The sequence below is a fragment of the Ochrobactrum sp. BTU2 genome (assembly GCF_024539785.1).
Taxonomy (GTDB): Bacteria; Pseudomonadota; Alphaproteobacteria; order Rhizobiales; family Rhizobiaceae; genus Brucella; species Brucella anthropi.
Genome location: NZ_JAHWRG010000001.1, coordinates 995955 through 1017531 on the forward strand (window position 1 = coordinate 995955; position 21577 = coordinate 1017531).

Genomic DNA, 21577 nt, shown 5'->3' on the forward strand with positions numbered 1-21577 from the left:
CTTACAAGAGCGTGCCTGACAAAATGACCAGCGCGACGCTGAAATAGATCACAAGACCGGTCACATCGACCAGTGTGGCGACGAAAGGCGCCGATGCGCTGGCCGGATCGAATCCGAGCCTTTGCAGGATGAAAGGCAGCATGGAGCCTGTCAGCGAGCCGAAAGTCACGATGCAGACCAGCGCCATACCGACGGTCGCGGCCACCAGAATCCAGTGTTCGCCATAGTCGTAGATGCCAAGCGTCTGCCAGATGGCGATGCGAATGATGCCAATGACGCCGAGAAAGCTGCCAAGGGCCAAGCCCGTTGGCAATTCGCGCAGGGCGACACGCCACCAGTCCTTGAGCTTGATTTCCTGCAAGGCCAGCGCGCGGATAATCAGCGACGTCGCCTGTGAGCCGGAATTACCGCCCGATGACATGATGAGCGGGATGAACAGCGTCAGCACGAGAGCCTTTTCAAGCTCCAGCTCGAAATGCTGCATCGCGCTCGCGGTCAGCATTTCGCCGAGGAAAAGGATACCGAGCCAGCCCGCACGCTTCTTCAGCATCTCGCCGAAGCCGATGCGCATATAGGGCTTGTCGAGCGCCTCCATACCGCCGAAACGGTAAGCGTCCTCGCTTGCCTCTTCCGTCATGGCGTCGAGCACGTCATCAACGGTCACAATGCCGATGATGTGACGGCTTTCGTCCACCACAGGTACGGCCAGAAGGTCGTGCTTGCGGAACAGGCGTGCCACTTCCTCACGACTTGCGAGAGGCGAAATGGTGATCGGCTCTTCGTCGCGGGCGATGGACAGAATCGGCTCGTCCGGCTGGCGGATGATGAGGCGGCGCAAGCTGACCACACCCAACAAAACACGGCTGGCCGGATCAACCACGTAGATTGCATAAACCGTCTCGCGCGTGCGTTCGACCTTGCGGATATATTCCAGCGTCTGGCCAACATTCCAGTTCGAAGGCACGGCGATGAATTCGATGGTCATGAGCGAGCCCGCCGTATTCGGCGGATAGCCCATCAGTTTCTTGAGCGCGACCTTGGTTTCAGGCGCGAGAATGGGAAACAGGCGTGCGCGGTCGTCGTCTTCCAGTTCCTGAAAAACGTCGGTTGCGCGGTCCGCCGACATACCATCGAGCAGGAGACTCGCGAGGCCGGGCGGCAGGGTAGCGATGATTTCGGTAGCACGGTGCAGTTCCGGCTGGTCGAGCAGACGGATGGCATCTTCGTGCGAAAGCTGTGCGATGACGGCGACTGCATCATCGGCATCGAGTTCGTTAACGAGTTCCACTGCGTCGCCGGTACGCATGTCCGCAATGCGGCTTGCGATGGCAGCAGCAGGGAGGTCGGCAACATTGAGTACTTCCGGGAAGAAGTTGTTGTCGGTCATGGGCTTGCCTTTCTGTCGATCCGCCGTCGAAGGCAGACCGTGCAAGCCGACCGCAAGCGATCAGATCACGAACTGCCTTGACGGCTGAAACAATCGACTGTGACTGTCGCTGGGCATAAGAGAATAAAACTCCGGTTGAAAATGCTGCCGCAGAAATTCGGCTGCGAGCGTGATTTGCGCTGGGTCGCCAATAAAGTCAAGCCCTGCGAGACGATGTCGAACGCTTTTTCCAAGCTCCTGCCCCGGCAGCGAGACGCCCGCGATGTGGAAACCGTGAAAGCGGCCTTCCAGCCCTTGCCCCTCTGCTGCTTAACTCCTAAGTCTGATCCATATCGAATTCATCTGAACCGGAGTCTCATCATGTCCGACAAGACCGCTTACAATCGCGCGCTGACTGAATGGAGCGGACCGCTGGGCCTGCCGGATTTCACCGCTTTCAAGGATGACGATTTCGCGTCTGCATTCGATGCCGCGTTGGCTGAGGACCTCGCAGAAGTGGAAGTCATCGCGAAGGCGACCGATGAAGCGACCATCGATAATACGCTGAAAGCTCTCCAGCTGACCGGCAAGGCGCTCGACCGCGTTTCATCGATTTTCTGGATGCGCGCTGGTGCGCATAGCAACGACACGATCCAGGCGCTCGAACGCGAGATCGCGCCGAAAATGTCGCGTCATTATTCGCGCATCATGATGGACCCGGCGCTTTTCGCCCGCATCGACGCGCTCTATGAAAATCGCGATATGCTGGACCTCGATACCGAGACCAAACGCGTTCTTGAAAAGACATGGAAAGGTTTTGTCCGCTCCGGTGCGAAGCTCGATGAGGCGGGCAAGACGGAGCTTGCAGGTATCAATGAAAAGCTTGCCGGACTTGGCGCGCGCTTTGGTCAGAATGTGCTGAAGGATGAATCAAGCTGGGCCCTGTTCATCACCGATGAAGCCGACCTCGCCGGTCTGCCGGATTTCCTGAAGAACGCCATGCAAAGTGCCGCCGCTGAACGCGGCAAACCGGATGCCTGGGCGGTTACGCTATCACGCTCAATTGTCGAGCCATTCCTTTCCTTCTCCGAAAATCGTGAACTGCGCGAACAGGCGTTCAATGCCTGGGCAAAGCGCGGCGAGAACGGTGGCGAAAGCGACAATCGTGACATCGTGCGCGAAATGGTGGAATTGCGCGAGCGCAAGGCACATCTGCTCGGCTACGCCAACTTTGCCGCCTACAAGCTCGACGACACCATGGCCAAGACGCCAAAGGCGGTCATGGACCTGCTGGAACCCGTCTGGGACAAGGCGCGCGCCAAGGCCCATGAAGAAGAAGTCGAACTGGAGCGCCTGATCGCAGCCGATGGCGGCAATCACAAGGTTGCGCCATGGGACTGGCGCTTCTATGCCGAAAAGCTGCGCGCCGAACGCTTCGCCTTCGATGAAGCGGAACTGAAGCCTTATCTTCAGCTCGAAAAGATCATCGAAGCCGCTTTTGACGTGGCAGACCGCCTGTTCGGCATCCGCTTCGAGGAAAAGAAGGGCATCGCTGCGTGGCATCCGGATGTGCGGGTGTTTCAGGTGTTCAATGCGGATGGCAGCGAACGCGGCCTTTTCCTCGGCGACTATTTCGCCCGCACCTCGAAGCGTTCGGGTGCGTGGATGAGCTCCCTGCAATCAAGCCACAAGCTCAATGGCGGACAGAAGCCAATCATCTACAATGTGATGAATTTTGCGAAGCCAAAGGCAGGTGAACCTGCCCTGCTCTCGCTTGACGATGCGCGCACGCTGTTCCACGAATTCGGTCATGCACTGCATGGGCTTCTCTCGGATGTGACATGGCCCGCCGTTTCCGGCACTGCCGTTTCCCGCGATTTCGTGGAACTGCCGTCGCAGCTTTACGAACACTGGTTGACCGTCCCGGCCGTTCTCGAGAAATACGCTGTGCATTATCGCACCGGCGAGGCCATGCCGAAGGCGCTCCTCGACAAGGTGCTTGCGGCCCGCACTTTCAATGCAGGCTTCAACACGGTCGAGTTCACCTCATCCGCACTGGTGGACATGGCGTTCCATACCGGTAAGGAAAAGATCGCTGATCCGCTCGCTTTCGAGGTAAAGACGCTGGAAAAGCTTTCCATGCCGGATGCGATCATCATGCGCCATCGCACACCGCATTTCACCCATGTCTTCTCCGGCGACGGTTATTCCGCAGGCTACTATTCCTACATGTGGTCGGAAGTGCTGGACGCGGATGCCTTCTCGGCATTCGAGGAAACCGGCGATGCCTTCAATCCGGAACTGGCGGCAAAGCTGAAGCAGCATATCTATGCCGCTGGTGGCAGCCGCGACCCGGAAGAACTTTACAAGGCATTCCGTGGCAAGATGCCGACGCCAGACGCGATGATTGAAAAGCGCGGTTTGAACTAGAACCAAAACAAAAGGCCGGGAAACCGGCCTTTGTCAGTTCTTGTGGGTTAGAATATTCACGAGCCGACCGTAAGGGTCACGCGTGTAGAAGCGACGCACACCCCATTCCTCATCGACCGGACCGTATTTGACGGGAAATCCCAGCGCGATTGCGCGCTCCAGCACGGCATCGACATCATCGACCTCAATGGAAAGATCGGGCACCGGTGTGCCCGCTCCGCCCTCACTCATGATGCTCACCTGTACCCGTGCCTGCGCATCCGTGGCATAGGTGACGATCCAGCCGAAATCCATCGCCACATCAAGGCCCAGCAAGTCGCCGTAGAAGCGCTTTGCCGCCGCAGGATCGGCGGCTGCAATATTGGCAACGATGCGGCGGACGGCCATCAGTATTCGCCGAGCTTGATGTCCGGCGTGTAATCGACGCCGTCCACTTCCTTCACCACCGGCTGGCCGCAATGCATGACGCCGGTTGCGGCGTTGAAAGCATAGGTCGGCGAACCATAGAGCTGCCAGCCCTTGTTGAGCGCCGCCGTGACGCGATGACAGAATGCGGAATCATCCGGACCTGTGATGAAACGATATAACTTCATGCTGTTACTTCCTCTGTTATAACTTTACGTCCGCCTTCGCGAGCACGCGCTCGGCCATTTCAAGATGAAGACGTTCGACCATCTGCCCGTCGAGCGAGACAACGCCTTTCTCGGCATTTTCAGGCCGGGCGAAGACTTCAACAACAGCGCGGGCATGGGCCACCTCGTCCTCGGTTGGTGAGAATGCACGGTTAGCCGCTTCAATCTGGCCGGGATGAATCAGCGTCTTGCCATCGAACCCCATGGCGGCACCTTGCGCGCATTCCGCCTCGAAGCCAACGCTATCCCGAAAATCATTGTAAACACCGTCGAGAACGGTGATCCCGCCAGCGCGCGCTGCAAGAATGATCTGCATCAGCCATGGGACGAGATAGGGCCGCCCCGGTTGCGGACGCACGCCGGTTTCCCGCGCAATATCGTTCGGCCCGACGACGAAACAGGCAAGCCGCACCGCCGAACGATGTCCGAGAATCGCAATCTCGTCGGCATTGAGAATGCCACGCGCGGTTTCGATCATCGCCCAGACACCAACTGCCGGATCGGCATCCTGACGATCAAGCCGGTTGGCCGCGTCGATTATGTCTTGCGGGCGTTCGACCTTGGGCAAAAGGATTGCATCTGCACCCATTTTCGCAGCCGTCGCGACATCATCCTTGCCCCACGGCGTTTCCGTCATATTGACCCGTACAATCCGCTCGAAACCAACCTTCGGATGGCTTGCGAAATGCGCGGCCAGCGCATCGCGCGCCGCGACCTTCGCCTCCGGCGCGACGGAATCCTCCAGATCATAGATCACGCAATCCGCTGACAGGGTCAGAGACTTTTCCAGAGCGCGAGCGTTGGCGGCAGGAACGAAAAGGACAGAACGACGGGGACGAACAATAGTTTTCATATCCCGATTTGTGCACCGAACCATCCTGCAGCGCAAGCGCCGAGAGCGCGAGCAGGCAGGCTCTTGAAATCCTGTATCGACGCGCCTATTTTCCAGCCTTCGGTTGGAATGCACCTGCCGTCCGCAGCCTTTGGCCATGGTAAAGCATTCCTGTTTCACGTTTTTGTTCCGGTGACGGCAGAAACGGCAATGCGGGCACCCGTTCATGAAAACGCCGCTCACAATCAGGAGCGAAAACAATGACCACAGCTATTATCGCTGGGACCAATAACGCTGACTTCAAGCATCAGGCCCGCCGTCTGCGGCAGGCTTTGAGCGAGGAAGGCATCAACATCAGCCACGGCAAGGCACTCGACCTTGTGGCGCGCCAGTCCGGCACACGCGACTGGAATACGCTGGCCGCCAATGACAGCAAGGTGGAGACCGCCCCCGTCGAGGACGATACCGCGCCTTACCGTGTCGGGCAGCGTATCACCGGCATGTTTCACACGACGCCGTTCGATGCCCGTATCATCGCCGTTGAGGAAACGATCAAGCCTGAACTGTGGCGCATCACGCTTCAGTTCGATCCGGCCATCGATGTGGCGGTTTCGCCGAACCTCTCAATGCGGCGCAGGCGTTATACGATCGTCGTTGGTACAGATGGCAAATCCCGCCGCCTGACCGGCAGCGAGACCGGTGGCGTCGCCCTCAATGTCTGATAATTGCGCAAACTGTGTCAACGACGCATGATCCGGAAAACTTGACGCGGTTTCCAGACAGGATTATGCGCATAACCTGACAGTCGGACTATCCGGCGTGCGGACAAGCGCGCCGGATATTTCGCGAAACGGGTCGGGAGTTGCGACCTATTGGGCAGTTTCGGCCTCAAACGTTGACTCTCGGTCAAGCTGATGTAAACCAGTTTGCAAATTGCAAATTCCCAACCGACAGGTTCAGGACATGGATAAGTTCACCAAGCTCACGGGCGTTGCCGCCCCCCTGCCGATCGTCAATATCGATACGGACATGATCATTCCGAAGGATTACCTGAAGACGATCAAGCGCACGGGTCTGAGCAAGGGTCTTTTCGCCGAAATGCGCTTCAACGAAGACGGCACGGAGAACCCGGATTTCGTCCTGAACAAGCCGGGCTATCGCAACGCACAGATTCTCGTTGCAGGCGACAATTTCGGCTGCGGCTCCTCGCGCGAACATGCGCCATGGGCCCTGCTCGATTTCGGCATCCGTTGTGTGATCTCGACCTCGTTTGCCGATATCTTCTACAATAACTGCTTCAAGAACGGCATTCTGCCGATCAAGGTCAGCCAGGAAGATCTGGACAAGCTGATGGACGACGCCTCACGCGGCGCCAATGCGACGCTCACCGTCGACCTCGAAGCCAAGGAAATTCACGGGCCGGATGGCGGCTCTATCTCCTTTGATGTCGATGATTTCAAGCGCCATTGCCTGCTCAACGGTCTCGACGATATCGGCCTGACCATGGAAAAGGCTGGCAGCATCGACACATTCGAGGCCAAGCGCGCCGAATTGCGTCCCTGGGCATAATGTCGGTATGCACTATATATACTCGGCCAGAATGCTCGGTCGCAGGTTTGGTGGCCTTCACAAGTGAATAGGACACGATTGGCTGGAATGGCCCGAGAAGATCAAAGCGGCGACTGGGCGGGACGTCTCTCGCCCTCGCTGGACGAAATCGAATCCATCGCGATTGAAGCTCTTGCGCATCTGCCACAGGAGTTTCGTGCGTTGTGCGGCGACATCATCATCCAGATCGCCGACTTTCCTGACGATCAGATCATCGAGGATATGGGGCTGGAAACGCCTTTTGATCTGCTCGGCCTTTTCGAAGGTCGTGGCATCGGCGAACGTTTCAGCCTGCAGACCGGCGAAGGTCCCAACCGCATCACGCTCTACCGCCGTGCGATCCTTGACTATTGGTCCGAACATGAAGAAACGCTGGGCGATATCATCACCCATGTTCTGATCCACGAGATCGGTCATCATTTCGGCTTGTCCGATGACGATATGGAAAATATCGAGGCGCAGGCAGAGTAAAGCCGCACAGCCGAGATGACTGTCCGAATTTGTCGTTTTCGACAAAACCATCGGCAGTTCTGGCAGTTCTTCCTCGGATTCTGGCACAATCGCTTACAGATATTGCATGGAGAGAATGCTATGGATTCTCTTGATGCAACTAGCGGTCTGATTCCGACATTGCATCCTTGGGATATGAGCGCCGAGCAAATGTCGAAATCAAAAAGACCACTAGTAACCCTATGAATCTAGTGGATTTTTCGAATTTGACGTTTGAAACGATATCTATATCGGACGGGTATCAAACGTCAAATTCAATCCACTAGAGTAGCGATATGAGCATTTCCCCCGCCATCTACCAGCTCCTCCTCGTATATGTGACTTACATCATTGCAGCTGGCAGCCCCGGTCCGAGTACGATGCGGATCATGGGCGTAGCCATGGACCAAGGTCGCAAATCAGGGCTTGCCTTTGCTGCCGGTGTCGTTACGGGCTCCATCTTTTGGGGCGTGATGGCCGCGACCGGCGTTTCGGCCATCCTCACACGATTTGCCGAAGCTCTGTTCATCCTGAAAATCTTCGGTGGACTTTATCTGCTTTATCTTGCCTTCAAGGCCGGACGCGCGGCCATGACATCAGACAAAGCATTGGCCACGCGAGCTTCCAGCAGCAAAGCAATTCTGTCCCATGGCGAGCTTTATCGCCGTGGTCTTCTGATGCATCTGTCAAACCCGAAATCCATCCTGTCCTGGATCGCATTGGTTACGCTGGGACTTGGCGCCAACTCTTCATGGCCACATCTGGCAGCGTTTCTGGGTGGCTGCATCGTGCTCAGCATCACCATTTTCTGCGGCTATGCCATCATATTTTCCACTATGCCAATGGTGCGCCTCTATCGTCGTGCGCGTCGCTGGATCGAAGGCGTCCTCGCGGCTGTCTTCGGCCTTGCCGGTATCCGCCTGCTTCTGTCGCGCTAACCTGATTGAGAAAGAGCACAATGGAACTCTTCAAAGGTCTTTCAGCCTTTCCGCTGACACCAAACGACACCGATGGCAAACTCATGGAGGATACGCTCTGCGTTTTTCTTGAGCGCATTCACGAGGCGGGAGCGGATTCTATCGGTCTTCTGGGAAGCACTGGCGGCTATGCCTTTCTCACGCGGGAACAGCGGTTGCATACGATCAATACCGCCGTCAGATCTATCGGCGGCAGAATACCGATCATCGTCGGCGTCGGCGCGTTGCGGACGGATGACGCGCAGGCACTGGCGCGGGATGCCGCAGATGCCGGTGCAGACGGGCTGTTGCTGGCGCCTGTTTCCTATACACCGCTGACGCAAGACGAGGTTTTCCAGCACTTCAAGACCGTTGCCGAGACGACCGATCTTCCCCTGTGCATCTACAATAATCCCGGCACGACAAAGTTCATCTTCAACGACGAACTGATTGCACGGCTTGCCAGTGTGAAGAATATCAGCGCGATCAAGATGCCTCTGCCCGCAAATGGCGATTACGAAGGCGCAATGTCAAAGCTGCGTGCCGAAACTCCGCCAAGCTTCGCGATCGGCTATAGTGGTGACTGGGGTGCTGCGGATGCACTGCTGGCTGGTGCCGATGCCTGGTACAGCGTGGTTGCGGGACTTCTTCCCGACCCCGCTCTGGCGTTGACGCGCGCTGCGCAAAGCGGAAACAATACTGAGGTGGAACGCATAAATGCAGCTTTCACACCGCTTTGGGACCTGTTCAAAACCCACAGCAGTTTCCGCGTCATGTATGCCATTGCCGACCTTCTCGGTCTCGCGAAAATCGAGCCACCACGTCCGATCCTGCCGTTAGGAACCGAAGCATACGGGCAGGTTGAGGCTGCACTTGAGCACCTGAGGGAAATAGAGAACTGACTTAAAGCGCCCCATCCTCGCTCAAGAATTTGATCGCCATAAGCGCGGCACAACGACTGAGCAAGATGTCTCGTTCGACTGTAAGGTCCGCAGCAAAACGATCAGCAAGTCGACGATACGAGGCGTCTATAGTCGGATTTATAAGGTAGCGCTCCTCCATTTGCTCGCAAGTGGAGCGAAGCTCACGAGTATCAGGCATTATAGTCATCGTATGACTTCCTACTAAAATTCGGAAGATACCATAAAACAAAGGCGCCCTCATCGGGCGCCTTTTGCATTTCTTTGTCAAGCGACGCTCAGACGAACATCGATATTGCCGCGTGTTGCATGCGAGTATGGGCAGACGATATGTGCAGCCTGAACAAGCTTTTCGGCCTTCGCCTTGTCCACGCCCGGAAGTGCCACTTGCAGCGCCACATCAAGCCCGAAGCCAGTGCCATCTTCACGCGGACCTATGCCAACCGTCGCAGTCACGGTGCTATCAGCCGAAATGGCAACCTTTTCCTTGGCGGCAACGAATTTCAACGCGCCCAGGAAGCATGCCGCATAGCCAGAAGCGAAAAGCTGCTCAGGATTGGTGCCTTCGCCGCCCGAACCGCCGAGTTCCTTCGGCGTATCGAGAACGACACTGAGCCGTCCGTCGGCAGTCTTGGCGCTGCCGGTGCGGCCGCCGGTTGCTGAGGATTGGGTTGTGTACAGAATTGGCATTTGGGCTTCTCCTTTGGTTTATCTCCGTAGCCAAACTTGCAGATAATTAAATTGTGCACAATATAATTTTGCAAAATTTAATTTCACAATTATGTGACGCGCAATCCAATTGCGCATGATGTATATATTCGCCAAGGATTTATCATGATGAAGCGCGACGATCAGGATTCCAATCTCGGTCTTTCCAACATGGTCTGCTTTGCGATCTACTCGACCGCGAATGCACTGACGCGCGCCTACCAGCCAATTCTGAGCAAACTTGATCTGACCTATCCGCAGTTTCTGGTGATGATCGTGCTCTGGGAACAAGACGACCGGACGGTCTCGGAGATCGGCGCAAAGCTCAATCTCGATTCAGGAACCCTGACCCCACTGCTGAAGCGCCTTGAAGCCGCCGGACGCATTACGCGGCGGCGTGACCCGCAGGACGAGCGACAAGTCCGCATCACACTGACTGACGAAGGCAAGGCACTGCGCATGGAAGCCGAGAGCATCCCCGAACAGGTGTTCTGCGCACTTGGTCAGCCAATCGATGAGTTGCAGGATTTACGCACGCGATTGCTCAATATACGCGGCAATCTTTCAGATAGCATTTCCCGCTAACAAAAAAGCGCCGGGTGACCGGCGCTTTTTAATATCAGTATTGAGTACAGTAGATCAGGCAGCAAGCGCCTTTGGCTTGATAAGGCCGCGCGCGACCAGCAATTCAGCGATCTGGATCGTGTTGAGAGCAGCGCCCTTGCGCAGATTGTCGGAAACAACCCACAGAGCCAGACCGTTCTCGACGGTGATGTCTTCACGGATACGGCTGATATAAGTCGCATCTTCGCCAGCGGATTCGTAAGGCGTGATGTAGCCGCCGTTCTCATGCTTGTCGACAACCTGGCAGCCTGGAGCTTCGCGCAGAATCTCGCGTGCTTCTTCCGGCGTGATCGGGTTTTCGAACTCGATATTGACCGCTTCGGAGTGACCGATGAAGACCGGAACGCGAACGGCAGTTGCCGTCAGCTTGATCTTAGGATCAAGCATCTTCTTGGTTTCGGCCACCATCTTCCATTCTTCCTTGGTGTAGCCGTCTTCCATGAAGACATCGATATGCGGGATCACGTTGAACGCGATGCGCTTGGTGAACTTCTTCGCTGAGACAGGGTCGGCGACGAAAACAGCGCGCGACTGTTCGAACAGCTCATCCATACCTTCCTTGCCTGCACCCGAAACCGACTGATAGGTCGAGACGACGACGCGCTTGATCTTGGCAACATCGTGCAAAGGCTTCAGAGCCACGACGAGCTGAGCCGTCGAGCAGTTCGGATTGGCAATGATGTTCTTCTTGCGGAAGCCTTCGACTGCATCCGGGTTCACTTCCGGCACGATCAGCGGCACTTCCGAGTCATAACGCCAGGCCGAGGAATTATCGATGACGACGCAGCCCTGCTTGCCGATCTTCGGCGACCATTCCTTGGAAATCTCGCCGCCAGCAGACATCAGGCAGATGTCCGTATCGGAGAAATCATACGTGTCGAGCGCCTTGACCTTCAGCGTCCGGTCGCCATAGGACACTTCCGTGCCCTGGCTGCGGCGCGATGCAAGCGCAACAACTTCGTCAGCCGGAAAGCCGCGTTCTTCGAGGATATTGAGCATTTCGCGCCCGACATTTCCGGTGGCGCCGACAACTGCAACCTTGAAACCCATTTTTCGTCTCCTGTCCCTCTCCGCTTCCAGATTCGGAACCCCGCAGGCCACGCGGGACTTCCGCCCCCGGGCCAGACCCGGGGAGAGGGCGAGCAGGCCAAGGGAATCAGACCGTTTTCGTGGTCGTTTTAGTAATGGCCGTGAGTGTTTTGGAAATCGAAGGCATGCGCGCTGCCCCGGCAAAAATGCCGGCAGTTCCAAGCGAAACTGACGCTACGTTGACGCGATCCACGCGGGTTCTCCTTCGTTCGCCACTGCTTTTACGCGGTTTATAGATGGAGTCAATTCTCTACCTCTTCAAGAAGCGCATTTTTTAAGGCTCTTGCCGTCTTTGATAGTATTTCAAGCTGACAATTCTATCTCATACTAAAGACTACTGCACGAATCCCCTTTTTCAGTTCATCATACAAGTGTGAGGAGAGCGCCTTGAAGGTTGAGAGGAACCTGTCGAGGTGCAACGGATGGTTTTCACTTTCCCGGTGAAAGATGACCGTCCCTATATAGCTCTGTTTGGGAGGACAGATTCATGGCAGTTTCGTCGAGCGCCGATGTGCGCGCGCCTAAAATGACGAGTGAGGAGCGCAAGGTTATCTTTGCATCTTCGCTGGGTACCGTCTTTGAATGGTACGATTTCTATCTCTACGGTTCACTGGCTATCTATATCGGCGCTGTTTTCTTCAGCGAATATCCGGAAACGACCCGCAACATCTTCGCCCTTTTGGCCTTTGCTGCCGGTTTACTTGTGCGCCCGTTCGGAGCACTCTTCTTCGGGCGTATCGGTGACCTTGTCGGTCGTAAATATACGTTCCTCGTCACAATCGTGGTGATGGGCCTTTCGACGTTCCTCGTTGGTGTTCTTCCCGGCTCGGCCTCCATCGGCATCGCGGCCCCGATCATTCTGGTTGGCCTGCGCATGCTCCAGGGTCTGGCTCTTGGTGGCGAATATGGCGGCGCGGCTACTTATGTGGCGGAACATGCGCCCAACGGTCGTCGTGGTTTCTATACGTCGTGGATTCAGACTACCGCTACCTTCGGTCTGTTTCTGTCCCTGATCGTAATTCTCCTGATCCAGAATTCGATGACGGCTGAGGATTTTGCGCGCTGGGGTTGGCGTATTCCTTTCCTTATTTCCGTGTTCCTGCTCGGTATTTCCGTCTGGATCCGTATGCAGATGAGTGAATCGCCTGCATTCAAGCGGATGAAGGAAGAAGGCAAACAGTCCAAGGCGCCACTCAAGGAAGCTTTCGGCCAATGGAAAAATGCGAAGATCGCATTGATCGCACTGTTCGGTCTTACTGCGGGTCAGGCTGTTGTCTGGTATTCCGGTCAGTTCTACACCCTCTTCTTCCTTCAAAACGTTCTGAAGGTCGAAAGCATCTCCGCGAACATTATGATTGCGATAGCACTTCTGATCGCCACCCCGTTCTTCCTGTTCTGGGGCTGGCTCTCCGACAAAGTCGGCCGCAAGCCAATCATCATGGCGGGTCTTGCCCTTGCCATCGTGACATACTTCCCGTTGTTCAAAGCGCTCACGCATAGTGCCAATCCAGCGCTTGCCCGCGCCGAAGCAACCGTCAACGCAACCGTGACCGCTGCACCGGGTGACTGCACGTTCCAGTTCAACCCTGTCGGCACTGCGAAGTTCACCACGTCTTGCGATGTGGCAACGTCGTTCCTGTCGCGTTCGTCCGTGCCTTATACGGTCGTTGAAGGCCCTGCTGGTTCAACTGCAACCATTACGCTGGGTGATTCCGTCATCACATCGTATGACGCAACCGCGGCGGATGCTGCGGTACGCACACCAGCCTTTGCTCACGATGTAAATCTCGCCTTACAAAAGGCTGGTTTCCCGCTGGTTCGCAGCCCGGCAAAAGTTCCGGACGCGAAACTTGATGCATTCATCGCCGCCAACCCGGAACTGGCTCTGGATGCAGCTGCAGTTCGTGCCGGTGCCGCGACATCCATGACAGCAGATGAAATGGTTGCCGCAAAGATCATTCCCGCAGCAGAGGCCGCCACCATTGGCGACCAGCAGGTTTTCACCATTCCTGATGCGGGTGCGTTCAAGATGATTGCCCATCCGGATGAAATCAACTGGCCTTTCACCATCCTCATTCTGACGATCCTCGTGATCTATGTGACGATGGTTTACGGTCCAATTGCTGCTATTCTGGTGGAAATGTTCCCGACCCGTATCCGTTACACGGGCATGTCGCTGCCTTATCACATCGGCAATGGCTGGTTCGGTGGCCTGCTACCGGCAACCGTCTTTGCAATGAGCGCGGCGAAGGGAGATATTTACTATGGTCTTTGGTATCCGATCATCATCGCGCTCATGACGCTGATTATCGGCCTGATCTTTGTTCGCGACACCAAGGATGTCGATCTGCACAAGGTTGAGTAATCGCCTGTTAATCGAAACAAAACGCCGCCCGAAAGGGCGGCGTTTTCATTTCCAACACGTACTCCTGGAGAAAGCGTTACTTGTTTCGATATTGCGCTTCGATTTCGATCAGCTTCTGCTTCCGCCAAAGACCGCCGCCATAACCGGTCAGCGATCCGTCCGCACCGATCACACGATGGCACGGAATGATGATGGCAATCTGGTTCGCTCCGTTGGCCCGCGCGACTGCACGCACGGCAAGCGGTTTTTCCATGGCCTGCGCGAGTTCACTATAGCTACGCGTCTCCCCTGCCCGGATGTTCTGAAGTTCACGCCAGACCCCTTGCGTAAATGCACTGCCATGCAGCACCAGCGGCAAATCGAACGTCGGAGAATTGCCGTCGAAGAAGGCATTCAACTGCTGCTCGACAAGATCATGGGTAATGAAACGACCGATCACCAGATCACCGCGACAGGTAGCATAAAGCTTCTTCAGTTCCGCAGATAGCGCCTTGCGATCAGCGAATTCGAGAAGATGCAGGCTTCGTGCATCGCAGATCGCAATCATCGTGCCAAGTGGTGTCTTTATCCAGTCGGCACGCAACAAGCCATCACCCCGCAATTTGCCGGGTGGAAGTCCAAGAATGCGCGCAAAGGCATTGCGAAAAGCTTCGGGAGATTCAAAACCCGCATCAATCTGGGCATCGATCACGCGCCCACCATCGGCAAGCGCCTGAAAACCATGCCGCAAACGTTCCTGCCGCGCCATTTCCAGAAATGTCATTCCGAAATGACGGCGGAAACTGCGACGGACAGTCGAGACATCAAGCCCCATCCGGGCAACATCCTCTTCGCTCCAGCGCCGTTCCGGATCGGCCTCAAGCGCGTCGAGAAGCTTCTTGACGGAAGGCTCCGCCTCCGCAGCGGGCTGTAGCGGATGGCATCTTTTGCAGGGCCGGAAACCGTCGGCCATGCATTCGGCGACCGATGCGAAGAAGCGGCAGTTTTCCTGTTTCGGTTTCCGCGCCGGACAAGTCAGGCGGCAGAAAATTCCGGTTGAGACAACACCGACATAGGCCCTGCCCTCATAAGCGGCATCACGGGCGACAAGTGCGTCGTAGAGTTTGTTTTGATCTGGGAGCGTGAACAACATGCCGCTATTCTTATGCAGCACAGCATGAATTTACAGCCTCAAATCGGGCACTTATTCAAAAAAGAAAAGCCCGCCATGCGAAGTGCATGGCGGGCTTTCAGCAAGCGGTCTTGTCACGCTTATTGAGCGGAAAGCTTCGAAAACTTGTCGAGGATGGCATCGCCCATTTCGACGGTGCCAATCTTGGTCTTACCTTCCGACCAGATGTCGGCAGTGCGCAGACCATCATCCAGAACCTGTGCGATTGCCGCTTCCAGGCGATCCGCTTCTTCAACGAGGTTGAACGAATAACGCAGGCACATGGCAAGCGAAGCAATCATTGCAATCGGATTGGCAACGCCCTTGCCAGCGATGTCCGGCGCGGAACCGTGTACCGGCTCATAAAGCGCCTTGCGCTTGCCGGTTTTGGAATCGACCGCACCGAGCGAAGCGGACGGCAGCATTCCGAGCGAACCGGTCAGCATTGCGGCAACGTCAGACAGCATGTCGCCGAAAAGATTGTCCGTCACAATAACGTCGAACTGCTTCGGCCAACGCACAAGCTGCATGCCGCCAGCGTCAGCCAGCATATGCTCAAGTTCAACGTCGGCGTGCTTTTCCTTGTGACGCGCGGTGACGACCTGATTCCACAGGACGCCCGACTTCATCACATTGCGCTTTTCCATCGACGTAACCTTGTTGCGGCGCGTGCGCGCCAGCTCAAAGGCGACATCGGCGATGCGCTCAATCTCGTAGGTGTCATAGACCTGCGTATCGATACCGCGCTTCTGGCCATTGCCGAGGTCGATGATTTCCTTCGGCTCCCCGAAGTAAACGCCGCCGGTCAGCTCACGCAGGATAAGGATGTCGAGACCCTCGATCACTTCCGGCTTCAGCGACGAAGAATGAGCCAGCGCCGGGTAGCAGATGGCCGGACGCAGATTTGCATAAAGCTGCATGTCCTTGCGCAGACGCAGAAGACCAGCTTCCGGGCGCACTTCGTAAGGTACGCTATCCCACTTCGGACCGCCGACAGCGCCGAACAGCGTGGCATCAGCGGCCAGCGCCTTCTCCATATCAGCATCGGAAATCGCCTGACCGTGCGCGTCGTAAGCGCAGCCGCCAACCAGACCTTCTTCAGTTTCAAAGCCGAGATTGAGGCCTGAGTTGAGGAAAGCGATGATCTTGCGGACTTCCGCCATCGCCTCTGGACCGATGCCGTCGCCGGGCAGGAGAAGGAGTTTTCTGGATGCCATAATGCCAAGCCTCTGTTTTGTTTCGCATATTCGGGAGAATAGGGAGCCGTTTCGCCGAGAATATTGCGTTCAAATTCACGACAGTAACGAATGGCATGACGCCGTCCGAAACCATCTTTATCTAGTTCCGCGAGGGTTATAGAGCCCTGTTGTCCGACAAGCAATAATGCGCATGGCTGAAACTTATGAAAAAGATAGAGGCTTATGCAGAAATTATATAACAGCCGATAAAGCAGACACAGTTCGACGTTTCAGAGTTCCCACAATCTGCAAATCGGCCTGCGGTCACTCCGTCAAACTGCGCGCTTCGGATGGCAGCATGATCGGGATTCCACCCCGGACCGGATAGGCAAGCTTTGCCTTGCGCGAGATCAACTCGCCATGTTCCGCGTCATATTCCAACGGCCCTTTGGTAAGCGGGCATACGAGAAGTTCCAGCAGACGTACGTCGATATTGCCGGTTTGCGTCTTGTCGTCCATTATCTTATTCCCGAAGTTTATTGCAGCCGCGATCCGAAATCGTCGTCCTTTACTCTGGCCAATACCATTTCGGTAATGGCAATCAAAGTTGCTGCACGCGTCTTCAAATCGGGCGCTTCCAGAAGGGCCTGTTTTTCTGCAGGGCCAAAAGGCGACATGATGGAGAGCGCGTTGACGAGGGTTTCATTGTTTGCCCGTGCAATACTGTCCCAGTCGGCTTCCAGATTGTGCGCTTCGAGATAATCGCGGAAAGCACCCAGCAAAGCATCCCGGTCGATTTCCGACGAATCCCGCGCCTCCTCCAGATCGGCCAGAAACGGCATGATCCGGCATTGCCGGTAAGGCTGACGGCAATGTACTTCTTCACGCACGCGAAATCGGCAGATACCCTGCAAGGTAATCAGCAGGCGACCGTCACCCGTTTCGGCAAAGGTCGTGATACGGCCAAGACAGCCGACATTACTCAATTGCGGACGGAGGCTTTCATCCAGCTCATCGATCGTCTCGTCATCGTCGCCATCGATTTTCGGCTGGATCATGCCGATGATGCGCTTGCCCGCCAGGGCATTTTCGATCATCGCCAGATAGCGCGGTTCGAAAATATTGAGCGGAAGCTGGCCTCCGGGCAGAAGCAGCGCCCCTTTCAACGGGAAAACCGGCACGGTCTCGGGTATATCGGCGCCCGTTCTGTAACGGGCATTGCCCACCTGCATTACAACCTCCTCAAAAGCGTATCGCGTTTTATCGTACTCTTACAATACGCTTTAAGCTTTTGTTTTCATGCATGTCTTTATCCCAAAACCGGTTCCCACTTTTGGGAGACATGCATTAGGACTCACGAAACATGTGTCCTAACAGTTGGAATCCGCATGGCGCACAATGCATAATTTGCCCGCCATGCTCCCGACCGCTCGCGATCAGGAGAACAGAAGCGACGAAAGCTTGCGCCGCGCGCCGAGCGTCGCCGGATCGGCATTGCCCCATGCCTCGAAAAACTGGAGCAGCTGCTTGCGTGCGCCGTCTTCATTCCATTCGCGGTCGGACTTCATGATGAAAAGCAGCTCACTAGCCGCATCTTCACGCCGCCCCTGTGCATTACGCACCTGCGCAAGATCAAACCGGGCGTGATAATCCTTCGGATCAGCCTGAATTCGCTTCTCAAGCGCAATCGGATCACCGATGAGCTTGACCTGATCAGCCAGTGCAAGGCGCGCTTCCAGCGCTCGAACGGCAGGCGCATTCTGTTTGTCAGCCGGAAGCTGGGCCAGAATTTCCCGCGCCTTTTCCGCATCGCCGGATTCCAGAAGGCAGGTCGCAAGACCGACAATCGCATCGACATTATCTGGAACGGCATGAAGGATGGACGAGAAAATCTCCGACGCCTGAACGAAATCACCGGCTTCGATCAGCTCATTCGCGGCTGTGATGGCTTCGGCAAGCGCCGCTTCCGCGTCGCTCGGCCCACCGATTTTGGCGATGAATTCCTTCACCTTCGATTCAGGGACGGCCCCCATGAAACCATCGACCGGCTGGCCATTGACGAAAGCAATGACCGCCGGAATGGACTGAATACCAAGCTGACCAGCAATGGCCGGATGATCGTCGATATTCATCTTGACCAGTTTGACGGCGCCACCAGCGTCCCGCACGGCCTTTTCAATGATCGGTGTCAGCTGCTTGCAAGGTCCGCACCATGGCGCCCAGAAATCCACCAGCACGGGCTGATTGCGGGATTCGGTAATTACATCCGCCTGGAAACCTGCCGTCGTCGTGTCCTTGACGAGATCAGTTCCTCCGGCAGCGGCTGGTGCCGAACCGAAAGAAACATTTGCCGTCATCTGGCCACCTGCACCGGCATAAGGATTGTTCTGGCTGGTCATAAGAAATTCCTTCGTATTTTCCGACCGATGCGACGGTCCGCATACAAGCCGGTGTCGTTCTTTCAGTTCGTATCTTCAAAAGCCAATTTCAAGACGGTCGATTCAGCAAGTTGCGCTGTAACTTAGCGCTCCCGCCTCTCACTTCAATTGCCAATTGCCGTGTGCAAGAAAGCCGCCCGTTTTGAAAATCAGTTTATACCGAAGTGTCCGCTTTCGCACCTTCGGAAACGGCGAGAATGCGCGGTTCATGTCCGGTGGAAGTGAGGAAAGCGACGAGGTCTTCGCGCTTGATGGAAGTCGTGGCTTCATTGGTCAGCGGATGGCCGTTGATGACGTCATATTTCATCAGATCGGCATCAAGAATGACCTGCACATTATGTGCAGTATCGTTGACCGCGCCAAACACCGTAACTGCACCCGGAATCACACCGAGATATTCCATCAGCTTTTCCGGTTTGCCGAACGAAACACGGCTCGCCGCACCAATCAGCTGATGGATCGACTTCAGATCGACCACCGCGTCCTCCTCGACTGTCACGAGAAAGAAATTGTCTTTCTTGTCTTTCAGGAAGAGATTTTTCGTATGGCCGCCCGGGATTTCACCACGCAGGCTTTGGGAATCCGCGACCGTGAACAAGGGAGGATGTTCGACAGTTTTCACTTCGATACCGAGTTTCTGAAGATAATCGTGAAGTTCGCTCGGCGACAAAGGCATGATTCCACCCCATTCTGTTCGGCATTGAATATGTTGAGCATGTCATCGCGCTCCTCACGCTTCGACGACTTGCAACAGCGCTTATAGACCATGGATACGGGCTTAGAAACCATGCAAAGCAAATTGGATTGTTCGCTCAAAACGCACCAGCCTCGCTCACGCCTCTGACAGCCGATTCCATTATCCGTGGAAACTCATTTTTCTTGCTTTGACGATAAAACGCAGCAGAGAACACGACACACACTCTGGAAAGCATAATATTTACAGATGTTTATCAATTAACCGGCAGCTAATTTCGTTGAAACGACATTTTCCTGTAATTTCCCTGTTGCAATCTCCGGGGCGTTAGTTCATATAGCGCCTGCCTGACGGAAACGACTGGCGCGAGCGGGTGTAGCTCAGGGGTAGAGCACAACCTTGCCAAGGTTGGGGTCGAGGGTTCGAATCCCTTCGCCCGCTCCAGTCAGTCAGGCTTTTTATATTTTAAGTTCTTGATTTTAATAGGTTTTCCCATTGGCTGTATGCGCTGGTGGTACAAGGAAAGGTACAATTGAAAAAAGTTTCTGCTGATATTCCATATCTTTACGAACATAACGGTTTCTATCTCTACCGACGGGCAGTCCCGCCATTCCTGCGCAAAGCTGCTGGAAAAAGAGAAATAAAATCCTCCCTTCGAACATCTTCATGTAGCGCGCAAAATCGCGTGGCAGCGCGCGCAAGATCGAGTGGCAACAGTTTTACAATGTCAAAGAACTGAGCTTGAGGCTCATTAAATGCATTTTAAAGGGTGGATTAAGGAGCGTTGCTGATGATCAGTTCCCGCGCCTGTTTTCCCTTCCCTCCTGAAACAGAATAGGTCAGTTCAGCACCTTCGATAGCGAAAGCGGAGAACATGGTTCGTATCTCTGGAACATCATTGATCGACAGGACAAAACGTCCCTTGATGCGTCCAAGGCGCTCAGCAAGAATTTCAAACTGATCCCGGCCGAAGAGTTCCTTCCCATATACGCCTTCCGTGCCCCAATAGGGCGGATCAAGATAAAACAGCGTTTCTGGCCGATCGTATCGATCGATGAAAGCGTGCCAGTCCAGGTTCTCGATGACGACCGAGGCAAGCCGCTCATGAACCTCCTGAAGCAATGGGGCAAGCGTCGTCAGGTTAAAGCGCGATGAGCCGCTGTAATTGACGCCGAATGATCGTCCGGCCACTTTGCCTCCGAACGTCAGACGCTGAAGATAGATAAAGCGTGCCGCCCGCTCCAGATCAGTGAGTGTATTCGGATCGGTAGTGGTCAGGCGTTCGAAGTCCGAGCGACTAGTAATTTGGAACCGAAGCGTGTCCATCAGTTGCGGATAATGACGCTGGAGAATGCGAAACAGGTTTGCCACGTCGTTTCGAACGATCATTGATGAACTCGGCGCGGGGCGCGGCTTTACGTCTGAAAAACACTCCGCCCATGCCGACAAACGGCTCGGCATAGAGCGAATGCGGGATAGTATCGATCTTCTGGCAAATGCGCGTTGCAAGCTGGCGTTTCCCACCGATATAGGCGGCGGGAGGCGAAACTGGAACAACGGCAGTGAAATCGGCCTTCTGGCTCATGTACGTTCCTAAGAGAATCGGTCACAAACCAATTGCCCGAAAGGGCACGGATGCGACGGTTATCTCGGATGGCTGTCGGGCGGGTTCTATCTTGCCGGATCGGCCCGCTGCCACGAATTGACGTGGCCGTCCCTAGCTCGGCCTTCGGCCAAGAAACTCCAGTTCGGTTCGTGTGAGTATTTCCCGATCACGTAAGGTTAGATCGCCAACCAGCTTTTGGCCGGTCAGATCGGGCCAATATTCGCCAGCGCCAAGCTTCCACAGGTGCCGCATAGGCAGGCTGTTTACGACATGGCTGTTAGGTGGATAAACTTCGATCGCAACCGCATCAGGGCCGAAATGCTCATTTTTCAACGCCTGAAGCTCATCCCATGTGATCGTGCCGTCATGCTCGACCGACATCAGGCCGCGCAGTTCGTCAAGCAAGACGCCCACAACCGCCGTCATGACTGCACCTGTGCGGAAGGCCAGACGATAGCATCAATGATCGCACGGGCTGCGGCCTCATCTTCC

21 protein-coding genes, 1 tRNA gene and 1 pseudogene are annotated in these 21577 nt (G+C 55.5%); 9 read left to right on the forward strand and 14 right to left on the reverse strand.

The window, feature by feature from the left end; genetic code table 11:
- Position 1: 1 nt before the first annotated feature.
- Complete coding sequence (mgtE, locus tag KWJ32_RS04590; protein ID WP_010658501.1) at positions 2 to 1387, reverse strand: magnesium transporter; 1386 nt, start codon at positions 1385 to 1387, stop codon at positions 2 to 4.
- A gap of 360 nt (positions 1388 to 1747) precedes the next feature.
- Between mgtE and KWJ32_RS04595 the strand changes: the two genes are divergently transcribed.
- On the forward strand, positions 1748 to 3796 hold the full coding sequence (locus KWJ32_RS04595; RefSeq protein WP_125301340.1) for a M3 family metallopeptidase: 2049 nt from the start codon (positions 1748 to 1750) through the stop codon (positions 3794 to 3796).
- 33 nt (positions 3797 to 3829) lie between these two features.
- Here the strand turns inward: KWJ32_RS04595 and KWJ32_RS04600 are convergent, their stop codons facing one another.
- The 3 genes from KWJ32_RS04600 to KWJ32_RS04610 are packed head-to-tail and all read right to left on the reverse strand — an operon-like array spanning position 3830 to position 5281.
- Positions 3830 to 4183, reverse strand: coding sequence for a VOC family protein (locus tag KWJ32_RS04600; protein ID WP_125334161.1), 354 nt, complete (start codon positions 4181 to 4183; stop codon positions 3830 to 3832).
- On the reverse strand, positions 4183 to 4389 hold the full coding sequence (locus KWJ32_RS04605; RefSeq protein ID WP_002965766.1) for a DUF1737 domain-containing protein: 207 nt from the start codon (positions 4387 to 4389) through the stop codon (positions 4183 to 4185). Before KWJ32_RS04605 ends, KWJ32_RS04600 begins: the two co-directional genes overlap by 1 nt.
- A gap of 16 nt (positions 4390 to 4405) precedes the next feature.
- Complete coding sequence (locus tag KWJ32_RS04610; RefSeq protein ID WP_151609577.1) at positions 4406 to 5281, reverse strand: CoA ester lyase; 876 nt, start codon at positions 5279 to 5281, stop codon at positions 4406 to 4408.
- Between the two features lie 239 nt (positions 5282 to 5520).
- Here KWJ32_RS04610 and KWJ32_RS04615 point away from each other — a divergent pair, with 239 nt between their 5' ends.
- The 5 genes from KWJ32_RS04615 (at position 5521) to KWJ32_RS04635 (ending at position 9215) form a co-directional block, all read left to right on the forward strand.
- The gene (locus KWJ32_RS04615; protein WP_012092736.1) at positions 5521 to 5982 is read left to right on the forward strand and encodes a glyoxalase superfamily protein; all 462 of its coding nucleotides are present in this window, start codon (positions 5521 to 5523) and stop codon (positions 5980 to 5982) included.
- A 241-nt stretch (positions 5983 to 6223) separates the two neighbouring features.
- Positions 6224 to 6829 carry a 3-isopropylmalate dehydratase small subunit gene (leuD, locus tag KWJ32_RS04620; RefSeq protein WP_010658495.1) on the forward strand — a complete coding sequence of 202 codons (606 nt, stop codon included), beginning with the start codon at positions 6224 to 6226 and terminating at the stop codon, positions 6827 to 6829.
- 87 nt (positions 6830 to 6916) lie between these two features.
- A complete protein-coding gene (locus tag KWJ32_RS04625; protein ID WP_012092734.1) occupies positions 6917 to 7339 on the forward strand; it encodes a metallopeptidase family protein in 423 nt (140 codons plus the stop codon).
- 320 nt (positions 7340 to 7659) lie between these two features.
- Positions 7660 to 8295, forward strand: coding sequence for a LysE family translocator (locus KWJ32_RS04630; RefSeq protein WP_040128726.1), 636 nt, complete (start codon positions 7660 to 7662; stop codon positions 8293 to 8295).
- A 20-nt stretch (positions 8296 to 8315) separates the two neighbouring features.
- Positions 8316 to 9215, forward strand: a complete 900-nt coding sequence (locus tag KWJ32_RS04635) for a dihydrodipicolinate synthase family protein (protein ID WP_012092732.1) — start codon at positions 8316 to 8318, stop codon at positions 9213 to 9215.
- Positions 9216 to 9500: 285 nt separating this feature from the next.
- On the opposite strand, the gene KWJ32_RS04640 is transcribed toward KWJ32_RS04635, so the two are convergent.
- Positions 9501 to 9923 carry an organic hydroperoxide resistance protein gene (locus KWJ32_RS04640; protein WP_012092731.1) on the reverse strand — a complete coding sequence of 141 codons (423 nt, stop codon included), beginning with the start codon at positions 9921 to 9923 and terminating at the stop codon, positions 9501 to 9503.
- A 147-nt stretch (positions 9924 to 10070) separates the two neighbouring features.
- On the opposite strand from KWJ32_RS04640, the gene KWJ32_RS04645 reads away from it, so the two are divergent.
- Positions 10071 to 10526 carry a MarR family transcriptional regulator gene (locus KWJ32_RS04645; protein WP_040128728.1) on the forward strand — a complete coding sequence of 152 codons (456 nt, stop codon included), beginning with the start codon at positions 10071 to 10073 and terminating at the stop codon, positions 10524 to 10526.
- A 54-nt stretch (positions 10527 to 10580) separates the two neighbouring features.
- On the opposite strand, the gene KWJ32_RS04650 is transcribed toward KWJ32_RS04645, so the two are convergent.
- Positions 10581 to 11615 (reverse strand): aspartate-semialdehyde dehydrogenase, encoded by a 1035-nt coding sequence (locus KWJ32_RS04650; RefSeq protein ID WP_010658488.1) that lies wholly within the window; start codon positions 11613 to 11615, stop codon positions 10581 to 10583.
- A 526-nt stretch (positions 11616 to 12141) separates the two neighbouring features.
- On the opposite strand from KWJ32_RS04650, the gene KWJ32_RS04655 reads away from it, so the two are divergent.
- Positions 12142 to 14019, forward strand: coding sequence for an MFS transporter (locus tag KWJ32_RS04655; protein ID WP_256885950.1), 1878 nt, complete (start codon positions 12142 to 12144; stop codon positions 14017 to 14019).
- Between the two features lie 76 nt (positions 14020 to 14095).
- Here the strand turns inward: KWJ32_RS04655 and KWJ32_RS04660 are convergent, their stop codons facing one another.
- The 6 genes from KWJ32_RS04660 to KWJ32_RS04685 form a co-directional block, all read right to left on the reverse strand.
- The gene (locus KWJ32_RS04660) at positions 14096 to 15151 is read right to left on the reverse strand and encodes a trifunctional transcriptional activator/DNA repair protein Ada/methylated-DNA--[protein]-cysteine S-methyltransferase (RefSeq protein WP_012092728.1); all 1056 of its coding nucleotides are present in this window, start codon (positions 15149 to 15151) and stop codon (positions 14096 to 14098) included.
- 119 nt (positions 15152 to 15270) lie between these two features.
- Positions 15271 to 16386 carry a 3-isopropylmalate dehydrogenase gene (gene leuB / locus KWJ32_RS04665; protein ID WP_012092727.1) on the reverse strand — a complete coding sequence of 372 codons (1116 nt, stop codon included), beginning with the start codon at positions 16384 to 16386 and terminating at the stop codon, positions 15271 to 15273.
- A gap of 285 nt (positions 16387 to 16671) precedes the next feature.
- Positions 16672 to 16866 (reverse strand): Trm112 family protein, encoded by a 195-nt coding sequence (locus tag KWJ32_RS04670; RefSeq protein ID WP_010658483.1) that lies wholly within the window; start codon positions 16864 to 16866, stop codon positions 16672 to 16674.
- Between the two features lie 17 nt (positions 16867 to 16883).
- Entirely contained in the window at positions 16884 to 17579 is a 696-nt protein-coding gene (locus KWJ32_RS04675; RefSeq protein WP_012092726.1) for an LON peptidase substrate-binding domain-containing protein, read from the reverse strand.
- A gap of 204 nt (positions 17580 to 17783) precedes the next feature.
- Entirely contained in the window at positions 17784 to 18746 is a 963-nt protein-coding gene (gene trxA, locus KWJ32_RS04680) for a thioredoxin (RefSeq protein WP_012092725.1), read from the reverse strand.
- Positions 18747 to 18939: 193 nt separating this feature from the next.
- The gene (locus KWJ32_RS04685; RefSeq protein ID WP_125301360.1) at positions 18940 to 19461 is read right to left on the reverse strand and encodes a prolyl-tRNA synthetase associated domain-containing protein; all 522 of its coding nucleotides are present in this window, start codon (positions 19459 to 19461) and stop codon (positions 18940 to 18942) included.
- A 387-nt stretch (positions 19462 to 19848) separates the two neighbouring features.
- On the opposite strand from KWJ32_RS04685, the gene KWJ32_RS04690 reads away from it, so the two are divergent.
- Positions 19849 to 19923: transfer RNA gene (locus tag KWJ32_RS04690), tRNA-Gly, on the forward strand.
- Positions 19924 to 20253: 330 nt separating this feature from the next.
- Here KWJ32_RS04690 and KWJ32_RS04695 read toward each other — a convergent pair.
- Positions 20254 to 21064, reverse strand: a pseudogene (locus KWJ32_RS04695) (DNA adenine methylase).
- A gap of 132 nt (positions 21065 to 21196) precedes the next feature.
- Complete coding sequence (locus KWJ32_RS04700) at positions 21197 to 21511, reverse strand: hypothetical protein (RefSeq protein ID WP_256885951.1); 315 nt, start codon at positions 21509 to 21511, stop codon at positions 21197 to 21199.
- Positions 21512 to 21577: the final 66 nt, after the last annotated feature.

Coding starts and splice junctions, on each gene's coding strand:
- mgtE (WP_010658501.1), bottom strand. CDS start 1,387: ATGACCGACAACAACTTCTTCCCGGAAGTACTCAATGTTGCCGACCTC.
- KWJ32_RS04595 (WP_125301340.1), top strand. CDS start 1,748: ATGTCCGACAAGACCGCTTACAATCGCGCGCTGACTGAATGGAGCGGA.
- KWJ32_RS04600 (WP_125334161.1), bottom strand. CDS start 4,183: ATGGCCGTCCGCCGCATCGTTGCCAATATTGCAGCCGCCGATCCTGCG.
- KWJ32_RS04605 (WP_002965766.1), bottom strand. CDS start 4,389: ATGAAGTTATATCGTTTCATCACAGGTCCGGATGATTCCGCATTCTGT.
- KWJ32_RS04610 (WP_151609577.1), bottom strand. CDS start 5,281: ATGAAAACTATTGTTCGTCCCCGTCGTTCTGTCCTTTTCGTTCCTGCC.
- KWJ32_RS04615 (WP_012092736.1), top strand. CDS start 5,521: ATGACCACAGCTATTATCGCTGGGACCAATAACGCTGACTTCAAGCAT.
- leuD (WP_010658495.1), top strand. CDS start 6,224: ATGGATAAGTTCACCAAGCTCACGGGCGTTGCCGCCCCCCTGCCGATC.
- KWJ32_RS04625 (WP_012092734.1), top strand. CDS start 6,917: ATGGCCCGAGAAGATCAAAGCGGCGACTGGGCGGGACGTCTCTCGCCC.
- KWJ32_RS04635 (WP_012092732.1), top strand. CDS start 8,316: ATGGAACTCTTCAAAGGTCTTTCAGCCTTTCCGCTGACACCAAACGAC.
- KWJ32_RS04640 (WP_012092731.1), bottom strand. CDS start 9,923: ATGCCAATTCTGTACACAACCCAATCCTCAGCAACCGGCGGCCGCACC.
- KWJ32_RS04645 (WP_040128728.1), top strand. CDS start 10,071: ATGAAGCGCGACGATCAGGATTCCAATCTCGGTCTTTCCAACATGGTC.
- KWJ32_RS04650 (WP_010658488.1), bottom strand. CDS start 11,615: ATGGGTTTCAAGGTTGCAGTTGTCGGCGCCACCGGAAATGTCGGGCGC.
- KWJ32_RS04655 (WP_256885950.1), top strand. CDS start 12,142: ATGGCAGTTTCGTCGAGCGCCGATGTGCGCGCGCCTAAAATGACGAGT.
- KWJ32_RS04660 (WP_012092728.1), bottom strand. CDS start 15,151: ATGTTGTTCACGCTCCCAGATCAAAACAAACTCTACGACGCACTTGTC.
- leuB (WP_012092727.1), bottom strand. CDS start 16,386: ATGGCATCCAGAAAACTCCTTCTCCTGCCCGGCGACGGCATCGGTCCA.
- KWJ32_RS04670 (WP_010658483.1), bottom strand. CDS start 16,866: ATGGACGACAAGACGCAAACCGGCAATATCGACGTACGTCTGCTGGAA.
- KWJ32_RS04675 (WP_012092726.1), bottom strand. CDS start 17,579: ATGCAGGTGGGCAATGCCCGTTACAGAACGGGCGCCGATATACCCGAG.
- trxA (WP_012092725.1), bottom strand. CDS start 18,746: ATGACCAGCCAGAACAATCCTTATGCCGGTGCAGGTGGCCAGATGACG.
- KWJ32_RS04685 (WP_125301360.1), bottom strand. CDS start 19,461: ATGCCTTTGTCGCCGAGCGAACTTCACGATTATCTTCAGAAACTCGGT.
- KWJ32_RS04700 (WP_256885951.1), bottom strand. CDS start 21,511: ATGACGGCGGTTGTGGGCGTCTTGCTTGACGAACTGCGCGGCCTGATG.